The organism is Kineococcus vitellinus (genome assembly GCF_009906315.1).
Classification (GTDB): Bacteria; Actinomycetota; Actinomycetes; order Actinomycetales; family Kineococcaceae; genus Kineococcus; species Kineococcus vitellinus.
In genome coordinates, this window is record NZ_JAAALL010000184.1 from 1 (window position 1) to 9,064 (window position 9,064).

General features: G+C 72.9%; 9 protein-coding genes and 1 tRNA gene. 2 read left to right on the forward strand and 8 right to left on the reverse strand.

Features of this window, described 5'->3' with window-relative positions:
• The 7 genes from GTQ99_RS15415 to GTQ99_RS15445 form a co-directional block, all read right to left on the reverse strand.
• Nucleotides 1-566, reverse strand: a 566-nt coding sequence (locus GTQ99_RS15415; RefSeq protein WP_166616617.1) for a GNAT family N-acetyltransferase, incomplete at its 3' end; no start/stop codon positions are given.
• 196 nt (nt 567-762) lie between these two features.
• On the reverse strand, nt 763-1,530 hold the full coding sequence (locus GTQ99_RS15420; RefSeq protein ID WP_166616618.1) for an ATP-binding cassette domain-containing protein: 768 nt from the start codon (nt 1,528-1,530) through the stop codon (nt 763-765).
• The gene (locus GTQ99_RS15425; RefSeq protein WP_166616619.1) at nt 1,527-2,369 is read right to left on the reverse strand and encodes an ATP-binding cassette domain-containing protein; all 843 of its coding nucleotides are present in this window, start codon (nt 2,367-2,369) and stop codon (nt 1,527-1,529) included. Before GTQ99_RS15425 ends, GTQ99_RS15420 begins: the two co-directional genes overlap by 4 nt.
• Complete coding sequence (locus GTQ99_RS15430) at nt 2,362-3,504, reverse strand: branched-chain amino acid ABC transporter permease (RefSeq protein WP_166616620.1); 1,143 nt, start codon at nt 3,502-3,504, stop codon at nt 2,362-2,364. The genes GTQ99_RS15425 and GTQ99_RS15430 overlap by 8 nt, the downstream gene beginning before the upstream one ends.
• Nucleotides 3,501-4,442, reverse strand: coding sequence for a branched-chain amino acid ABC transporter permease (locus GTQ99_RS15435; protein WP_420814571.1), 942 nt, complete (start codon nt 4,440-4,442; stop codon nt 3,501-3,503). The genes GTQ99_RS15430 and GTQ99_RS15435 overlap by 4 nt, the downstream gene beginning before the upstream one ends.
• A gap of 139 nt (nt 4,443-4,581) precedes the next feature.
• A complete protein-coding gene (locus GTQ99_RS15440; RefSeq protein ID WP_166616621.1) occupies nt 4,582-5,757 on the reverse strand; it encodes an ABC transporter substrate-binding protein in 1,176 nt (391 codons plus the stop codon).
• A gap of 348 nt (nt 5,758-6,105) precedes the next feature.
• On the reverse strand, nt 6,106-6,723 hold the full coding sequence (locus GTQ99_RS15445) for a response regulator (protein WP_166616622.1): 618 nt from the start codon (nt 6,721-6,723) through the stop codon (nt 6,106-6,108).
• 111 nt (nt 6,724-6,834) lie between these two features.
• Here GTQ99_RS15445 and GTQ99_RS15450 point away from each other — a divergent pair.
• Nucleotides 6,835-6,908: transfer RNA gene (locus GTQ99_RS15450), tRNA-Leu, on the forward strand.
• 92 nt (nt 6,909-7,000) lie between these two features.
• Here GTQ99_RS15450 and pyk read toward each other — a convergent pair.
• Nucleotides 7,001-8,440 (reverse strand): pyruvate kinase, encoded by a 1,440-nt coding sequence (gene pyk, locus GTQ99_RS15455; RefSeq protein ID WP_166616623.1) that lies wholly within the window; start codon nt 8,438-8,440, stop codon nt 7,001-7,003.
• 152 nt (nt 8,441-8,592) lie between these two features.
• Between pyk and GTQ99_RS15460 the strand changes: the two genes are divergently transcribed.
• A complete protein-coding gene (locus GTQ99_RS15460; RefSeq protein ID WP_166616624.1) occupies nt 8,593-8,979 on the forward strand; it encodes a hypothetical protein in 387 nt (128 codons plus the stop codon).
• The last annotated feature ends 85 nt before the right edge of the window (nt 8,980-9,064 follow it).

A 9,064-nucleotide genomic window follows, 5' to 3' on the forward strand; every position in this document is an offset into this window, starting at 1 on the left:
GGCTGGCCGCCGGCCCGGGCCAGCCGGGCGCGCAGCGAGCGGCGGCGGGCGACGACGTCGGTGGCGCCGACCGGGGCGGAGCCGCCCTCGGCGAGGCGGCGGCGCAGGACGGGCAGCGGCACGGCGCGGCGCACCACGACCGGGGCGAAGCCGAGCCGGGCCACGTAGCGGGTGTAGTCGCGGTCCCCGGGCAGCACCGTGCAGGCCAGCTGCTCGGCGCCCTCGGCCTCCGCCAGGTGCAGCGCGCGGCGCAGCAGGGCGCGCCCCACGCCGCGGCGGCGGTGGCCGGGCACGACGTGCAGGTGCTCGAGGCTGGGGCCGGCGGGGTTGCCCAGCGGCAGCAGCGGCGACGTCGTCAGCAGGGCGTAGCCGACGGGCTCGGGGCCCAGCGAGGCCAGCAGCACCCGGGCCTCGCCGAGGCGCAGCGCCTCCAGCAGCCGGCTGCGGACGTTGTCGACGGAGGCGCGCAGCTGGCCCTGGTCGAAGCGGGCGGAGTGGTACAGGTCCATGAGGACGTCCACGTCGGCGGCGCTCGCCTCGCGGACCTCGACAGCGGGTCGTGGCACGTGATCCCCTTCCGCACGCGCGTCGGCGCGTGCACCTGGAGCAGACCGGGCCCCCGCTACCGGTGACCGCCCGCGGCGGCTGGAAGCGGACACTAGAGCAGGAGCGGGCCGGACGGAAGGTCCACCCCGGTGGAACCCCCCGGCCGGCCCGCCCGGGTCGGTGCGCGGCGCCCGCGGGCGCCGCGCCGCAACCGCCCTAGACGTCGCCGCCGAGGTAGGCCGCGCGGATGGAGTCGTCCGCGGCCAGCTCCGCGCCGGTGCCCGAGCGCACCACCGAGCCGGTCTCCAGCACGTAGGCCAGGTCCGCGGTGCGCAGCGCCTGGGCGGCGTTCTGCTCCACCAGCAGGACCGTGGTGCCCTGCCGGTTGATCTCCACGACGATCGAGAAGATCTGCTGGATGAGCTTGGGGGCCAGCCCCATCGAGGGCTCGTCCAGCAGCAGCACCCGGGGGCGGCTCATGAGCGCCCGGCCGATGGCGAGCATCTGCTGCTCACCGCCGGACATCGTCCCGGCCGGCTGGGTGCGGCGCTCCAGCAGGCGCGGGAAGAGCGTGAAGACGCGCTCGAGGTCGGAGCGGTAGGCAGCCGAGCGCCGGTCCTTGCGGGTGTAGGCGCCCATGTCGAGGTTCTCCTCGACCGTCATGCCGACGAAGGTGCCCCGCCCCTCCGGCGCCTGGCAGAGGCCGCGCTGGACGAGCTTGTACGAGGGCACCCGGGTGATGTCCTCGCCCTCGAAGAGGATGCGGCCCGCGCGCACGCTGCGCAGCCCGGAGACCGTCTTCAGCGTCGTCGTCTTGCCGGCGCCGTTGGCCCCGATGAGGGTGGCGATGCTGCCGTCGGGCACCCGGAAGGAGACGTCGCGGATGGCCTCGATGCGGCCGTAGTTGACGCTGAGGCCCTCCACGACGAGCTGGTCCTCGCCGAGGGCGCGCTGCGGCGCACCGACCGCGCTCTGCTCGCTCACAGGTGCTCGTCCTCCTCGGACAGCTGGTCGTCGTCGACGCCCAGGTAGGCGGCGATGACGGCGGGGTCGTTGCGGATCTGCTCGGGCGCTCCCTCGGCGATCTTCTTGCCGAACTCCAGGACCACGATGCGGTCGGTGACGCCCATGACCAGCCGCATGTCGTGCTCGATGAGCAGCACGGTGTTGCCCAGGTCCCGCACCCGCCGGATGAGGTCCATCAGGCGCTGCTTCTCCACCGGGTTGAACCCGGCGGCGGGCTCGTCCAGGCACAGCAGCTTGGGCCGGGTGGCCAGCGCCCGGGCGATCTCCAGCCGGCGCTGCTCGCCGTAGGAGAGGTTGCGCGCCAGGTCGTCGCCGCGGTGGGCGAGGTCCATCATGTCCAGCAGCTCGTCGGCCAGCCGCAGCCCCTCGCGGGTCTCGCGGCGGTGCATCGGCAACCGGAACAGCGAGTTCAGCACGCCGGAGCGGTGGTGGGAGTCGGCTCCCACGAGCACGTTCTCGCGCGCCGTCATGTTGCCGAACAGGCGGATGTTCTGGAACGTGCGGGCGATCCCCAGCCGGTTGATCTGGTACCGCTTGCGCCTGCCCAGCGGCTGGCCGTCGAAGACGACCCGGCCGGAGGTGGGCTGGTAGACGCCCGTCAGCGCGTTGAACGCCGTGGTCTTGCCGGCGCCGTTGGGGCCGATGAGCCCCAGGATCTCCCCCTCGCGGATGTCGAAGGACACCTCGTCGAGGGCGACGACGCCGCCGAAGCGCAGGGTGACGGACTCCATGGACAGCAGCGGCCGCCCACCGGGCCCCGCCTGCGCGGAGCGGTCGTCCTTGGTCAGCTCAGGCACGTGCGCCTCCCTCGGTCCCTTCCAGGTGCTGCAGCTGCTGGGTCGCCTTGCGCGCCCGCCGCGCCCGCCGCGGTGGCAGCAGGCCCTGCGGGCGGAAGTTCGCCAGCAGCAGCAGGAGCAGGCCGAAGACGAGCACGCGGAAGTCGGCGACCTCGCGGAAGCGCTCGGGCAGGTAGCCCACGACGACCGCACCGGCCAGAGCGCCCCAGCGGTTGCCCTGACCGCCGACGACGACGGCCGCCAGGAAGAGCATCGACAGGTTGATGATGAACGTCTCGGGGTTGATGGACCCCTGCCGCGAGGCGAACAGCGCGCCGGAGAGCCCGCCGATGAAGGCGCCCATCGCGAACGCGAGCAGCTTGTAGCGGAAGGTGGGGACGCCGTTGAGCTCAGCGGCCTCCTCGTCCTCGCGGGTGGCCTCCCAGGCGCGCCCGACGCGGCTGTTCTGCAGCAGCGTGTCGCCGACGAGGATCAGGATGATGAACACCAGCGCGAGCCAGTAGTACGGGACGCCGTCCAGCAGCCCGAACTTCGCGAACACCGAGGTGTCGTTGAGGTCCACCGTCGCGACCGCGCCGTCCCAGGACAGCGTCGGCAGCTCGAACAGCTCCAGGCTGGGCGGGCGCGGGATGTCCTGGATGCCGCGGGCCTGGTTGAGGAACTCGGAGTTGAGGGCGACGAGGCGGATGATCTCGCCGAAGCCCAGGGTCACGATCGCCAGGTAGTCCCCGCGCACCCGCAGCGTCGGGGCGCCCAGCAGCAGGCCGCTGGCGGTGGAGACGGTCACCGCGAGGATGACGAGGATCGGCCAGGGCAGGTCGCCGTGCAGGGACCCGAAGACGCCCACGGTGTAGGCGCCGACGGCGTAGAAGCCGACGTAGCCGAGGTCCAGCAGGCCGGCGTAGCCCAGGACGATGTTCAGCCCCAGCGCCACCAGCCCGTAGCCGGCGACGGTGAACAGCACCGAGCCGAAGTCGGAGTCCGGCGTGGACAGCAGCGGCGGGTTGATGAGCGGCAGGGCGAAGAAGAACAGCGCGACGAGGGCCCAGACGAGGACCTTCAGGACCCGGGGGGCCTCGTGCCAGCGGTCGCCGAGGGAGCGGCGCTCGGCGGGACGGGGTGCGGTGGTGCTCATGCGCGTGCCTTCCCGAGGGACTCGCCCAGCAGCCCGGTGGGCCGGAAGAGCAGGACGACGACGAGGAGGGCGAAGGCCACCACGTCCTTCCACGCCGACCCGAACAGCTGGGAGCCGTAGTTCTCCGCGAGCCCGAGGACGAGACCGCCCAGCAGCGCGCCGCGGATGTTGCCGATGCCGCCGAGGACGGCGGCGGTGAAGGCCTTGATGCCCAGGATGAAGCCGATGTTGAACCGGGTCACGCCGATGTGGATCATGTACAGCAGCGCGGCCGCGCCCGCCATCAGCCCGCCGATGAGGAACGTCAGCTGGATGACGCGCTTCTGGTTGACGCCCATGAGGGCGGCCGCCTCCGGGTCCTGCGAGACGGCCCGCACGCCGCGTCCCAGCCGGGAGCGGCGCACGAACTGGTCGAGCGCGAGCATCATGAGCAGCGCCGCGACGAGCACGATGACCTGGTTGCTGCGCACGGAGAACCCGCCGAGGTTGACGATCTCGACGTTGGCCAGCGGGTTGGTGAACTGCGTGTACTCGCGGGCGCGGTCGATGTAGGGGGCCAGCGGCCCGGACAGGTTCAGCCAGCCGGCGACGCGGTCGCGCAGGCCCATCAGCTCGGAGAGCACGAAGGACGCGCCGATGGCCGAGATCAGGGCGACCAGCGGCGGCGAGTTCTTCTCCCGCAGGCGGCGGTAGGCCACGCGCTCGACGAGCAGGGCGACACCGCCGCTGACGAGCATCGCGGCCACGAGCGCCGCCAGCAGCAGGCCGATCGCCGGCACGACGCCCATGCCGGCGCGGGCGCCGAAGGCGGTCATGCACCAGACGGCGGCGAAGCTGCCCCACATGAAGACTTCGGAGTGGGCGAAGTTGATGAGTCGCAGGACGCCGTAGACCAACGTGTACCCGAGGGCGAAGAGGCCGTAGACGGCGCCGACCACGAGACCCGTGAAGGTCAGGTCGAGGAAGGTGTTCAGGGTGTACCACCGGTGCTCGGGGGGCGCCGACGACTCGGCGACCCCGCTGGACGGACCGCGACCCCACCCGCACGGGGCGGGTGGGGTCGCGGGATGGGCGGGATCAGGAACCGATCTCCTGGTCGGCGACGATCTCGCCGTTCTGCACCTTGTAGGCCCAGACGCTGATCTCGCTGGGCTCGCCCTTCTCGTCGAACTTCAGCTGCTTGGTGACGCCGGGGGCGTCGTAGGACTTCACGTAGGCGAGCAGGTCCTCGCGGGTGACGTTGCCCTCGGAGATGCCCTCGAGCAGGATCGTCGCGGCGTCGTAGCCCTCGGCGGAGTACGTGGCCGGCGCGGTGCCGTAGGCCTCCTCGTAGTCGGCGGCGAAGGTGCCCTCGGCCTCCTCCGGCGGCAGGCACGGGCAGGTGAGGATCGCGCCCTCGGCCGCGGGGCCGCCGGCGGCCTCGACGAGGCCCTGGTCCTTCGCGCCGTCGTCGGAGACGAAGGCCACCTGCTCCTGGGTCAGACCCGCGTCGCGCATCTGCTTGAGCAGCAGGCCCGCCTCGGCGTAGTAGCCGCCGAAGAAGACCGCGTCCGCGCCGCTGCCGCGGATGTCGGAGACGACCGCGGAGAAGTCCGTCTGGCCCTTCTGGACCGTGTTGTCCTTCACCTTGGCCGCGCCGAGGTCCTGGCGGACGAGGTCGGCCAGCCCCTTGCCGTACTCGGTCGCGTCGTCGACGACGTAGACCTTCTGCTTGCCGAGGGTGTCCGTGATGTAGGTGGCGGCGGCCGGCCCCTGGGTGGCGTCGTTGCCCAGCACGCGGAAGAAGGTCCCCCAGCCGTTCTCGGACAGCGCCGGGTTCGTCGCGGACGGCGTGATGCCGACCAGGCCCGCCTCGTCGAAGAGCGGGTCGGCGACCTTGGACTCGCCGGAGAAGGCGGGGCCCACGATGCCGACGACGTTCTCGTCGCCGACGGCCTGGGTGGCCAGGCCGGTGGCCTGGTCGGGCAGGCCCTGGGAGTCGTACTCCTCGACCGCCACCTGGCAGGCGCCGGACTCGGCGTTGTGCTCCTCGACGGCGAGCTTGACGCCGTTGTTGATGTTGACGCCGAGGTTGGCGTCGGGGCCGGTCAGCGCGCCGAAGAAGCCGATGGAGATGCCCTCGGGGCAGTCGCCCCCACCGGAGGCGGCTCCGGACGAGGAGGTGTCGCTGCTGCCGCCGGTGGTCCCGCCGCAGGCGGCGAGCAGCAGGGCAGCGGCTGCGACCGGGGTCGCGATCTTGACGATGGGGCGCACTGGGTCGTCCTCCTGAGCCGTGGGCGCGGGGGCACCTGGGCACCACCCGCGAGCACCCACCCGAGAGCGGTGGAGCCGGGGTGAACAGTAGGGGAAGGCCGTGGTGAACGGGGACGACTCGTGCACGTGTTCACCGGGTCGTTACACAGATCTGCCACCCGGGGAGCGTTGCAGTGCGCAATTGTGCGATCACGGGGACGCCGGAGTGACCGGAGTGACCGGCGCGCACGCCCGCGCGCGGGCGTGGTGGACCACCGCGCGGCGGCCGGCGGCGGCGGTGCCGCCGGGTGCCCGCGCGGCGGCGGTGCAGCGCGGGCGGAGGCCCCGGGGCGGAGCGGGCGGGGGACCTCAGGCGCGGTCGTCGCCCGCGCTGATGACGGTCGTGGCGACCTCGCGCATCGTCAGGCGCTTGTCCATCGAGGTCTTCTGGATCCAGCGGAAGGCCTCGGGCTCGGTCATGCCGAACTGGGTCTGCAGCTTGGACTTGGCGCGGTCGACGAGCTTGCGGGTCTCGAAGCGGTCGGCGAGGTCGGCGACCTCGTCCTCCAGGGCCATGATCTGCTGGTGGCGGCTCACGGCGATCTCGACGGCCGGCAGCAGGTCGGCGGAGGTGAACGGCTTGACGACGTAGGCCATGGCCCCGGCGTCGCGGGCCCGCTCGACGAGCTCGGCCTGCGAGAACGCGGTCAGCAGGACGACCGGGGCGATGCGCGCCTTCGCGATCCGCTCGGCCGCCGAGATGCCGTCCAGCACGGGCATCTTGATGTCCATGACGACGAGGTCGGGCTTGTGCTCCTCCGCGAGCGCGACGGCCTGCTCGCCGTCGCCCGCCTGACCGACCACGTCGTAGCCGGCCTCGGTGAGCATCTCCACGATGTCCAGGCGGATGATCGCCTCGTCCTCCGCGACGACCACCCGACGTGTGGTCGCGGGCGAGGAGGCGGTGGTGTCGGCAGTGTTGGTCACGCAGGCATCCTAGACGGCCTACGACCCCCCGTCGTGGGGCTGGGGCGCGCAGGGCCGCTGCGCTGCACCGGTAGGGTGACCGGGCACCCGGGCGCTCCCCCGCCCGGCTGCGCCCTGGTAGCCCAACCGGCAGAGGCAATCGACTCAAACTCGATCCAGTGTGGGTTCGAATCCCACCCAGGGCACCGGCCGCCCGGCCGAGCGCGCGGCGACGCGCGAGCGCCCGCCGCCCGAGGCGCTCCTCGGGCGGCGGGCGCTCGCACGTGGCGGCCGGTGCTCAGGCGTAGGCGCTGGAGACGCCGGAGGTCGCGTCCCCGATGCGGTGCACCCGCACGGCGTTGGTCGAGCCGATGATCCCCGGAGGGGCACCGGCGACGATGACCACGAGGTCGCCCTCGACGCAGCGGCCCATCTCCCGCAGCCGGGAGTCGACCTCCTTGACCATCTCGTCGGTGGTGCTGATGAACGCCGCGTACTGCGCGTCCACGCCCCACGACAGCGCCAGCCGGCGGCGCGTCGTCTCCTCGGACGTGAAGGCCACCAGCGGGATCCCCGAGCGCAGCCGGGACAGCCGGCGCGCGGAGTCGCCGGACTGGGTGAACGTCACCAGCAGCTTGGCCTCCAGCTGCTTGCCGATCTCGGCCGCGGCCAGCGTGATGGCGCCGCCCTTGGTGTGCGGGACCGTCCCGAGGGCCGCGATGCGGTCCGCGCCGTGGGTCTCGGTGTTCTCGATGATGCGAGCCATGGTGCGCACGGCCTCGTAGGGGAAGGCCCCGACGCTCGTCTCGCCGGAGAGCATGAGCGCGTCGGCGCCGTCGAGGACGGCGTTGGCGCAGTCGGAGGTCTCCGCGCGGGTGGGCCGCGGGGCGCTGATCATCGACTCGAGCATCTGCGTGGCGACGATGACCGGCTTGGCCTGGCGCCGGGCCAGCTCGACGGCGCGCTTCTGGACGAGCGGGACCTCCTCCAGCGGCAGCTCCACGCCCAGGTCGCCGCGGGCGACCATGATGCCGTCGAAGGCCGCGACGACCTCGCGCAGGTTCTCGACGGCCTGCGGCTTCTCCACCTTGGCGATGACCGGGACGGTCACGCCCTCCTCGTCCATGATCCGGTGCACGTCGTCGGCGTCGGAGGCCGAGCGCACGAAGCTCAGGGCGACGAGGTCGACACCCAGGCGCAGCGCGAAGCGCAGGTCCTCGACGTCCTTCTCGCTCAGCGCGGGCACGCTGACGGCCACCCCGGGCAGGTTGATGCCCTTGTTGTTGCTCACCGGGCCCGGCACGGTCACGCGCGTGCTCACGCGCGGGCCGTCGACGGCGGTGACCTCCAGGCCGACCTTGCCGTCGTCGATGAGGATGCGGTCGCCGACCGACACGTCGCCGGGCAGGCCCGCGTAGGTCGTCGAGCACACCTCCTTGGTGCCCACGACGTCCTCGGTGGTGATCGTGAAGGCGTCACCGACCGCCAGCTCGTGCGGACCGTCGGCGAACCTGCCGAGGCGGATCTTCGGCCCCTGCAGGTCGGCGAGGACGGCGACGGAGCGGCCGGTCGCCTCGGCCGCGGCCCGCACCCCCTCGAAGTTCGCCCGGTGGTCGTCGTGGGAGCCGTGGCTCAAGTTCATCCGGGCGACGTCCATCCCGGCGTCCACCAGGGACCGCAACCTCTCGGTACCGGCCACGGCCGGTCCCAGGGTGCAGACGATCTTCGCTCTGCGCATGGTCCGACCCTATGCCGCCCGCCGCCGCGCCCGCCGCCGGGGCGCGTCACGGGTGCGTGACGAGCGCGTGACGGGCGCGCGACGGGCGCCCCCCGCGCCGTCCGGGTCGTGGCGGCGAGCGCGCGCCCGGCCCTGCTGCGATGCTGTCCCGCGTGAACGACGAGAGGACCGGGGAGCAGCTCGACGCCCGGATCGACCAGGAGATCGACGGGCTCATCGAGGAGGGCATGGAGCACGAGTACGCCGTCTACGTGCGTCTGCACGAGGACGGCGACTGGCCCGCGGGCGCGCTGGCCGGCCTGATCGCCGACCTGCACTCCGCGCACCCGCGCGTCGAGGCCGTCGACGCCCCCGAGCACGACGTGGTCATCAGCGTGGACGGCGACGGCCTGGACGCCGAGGGCGCCGCCCAGCGCGCGCTGGAGCGCGTCACCGAGGCCGCCACGGCCCGCGGGCTGTCCGGGCACGCCGCCGACGTGACCGTCATCAACGACAGCGCCGTGTGGAGCTACGACCGCGAGACCGTCGCCGGCTGGTGAGCCGGGGCGGCGCCGCCCGCCGTGCGGGGGCAGGATGGGAGCACGGTCGAGACGGGGCCGCCCCCGCCCCCGCCCCGGAGGACAG

What these genes read in the sequence shown, in the direction of transcription:
- pyk (WP_166616623.1), bottom strand. Translation starts at nt 8,440, where the DNA reads ATGCGCAGAGCGAAGATCGTCTGCACCCTGGGACCGGCCGTGGCCGGT.
- GTQ99_RS15430 (WP_166616620.1), bottom strand. Translation starts at nt 3,504, where the DNA reads ATGAGCACCACCGCACCCCGTCCCGCCGAGCGCCGCTCCCTCGGCGAC.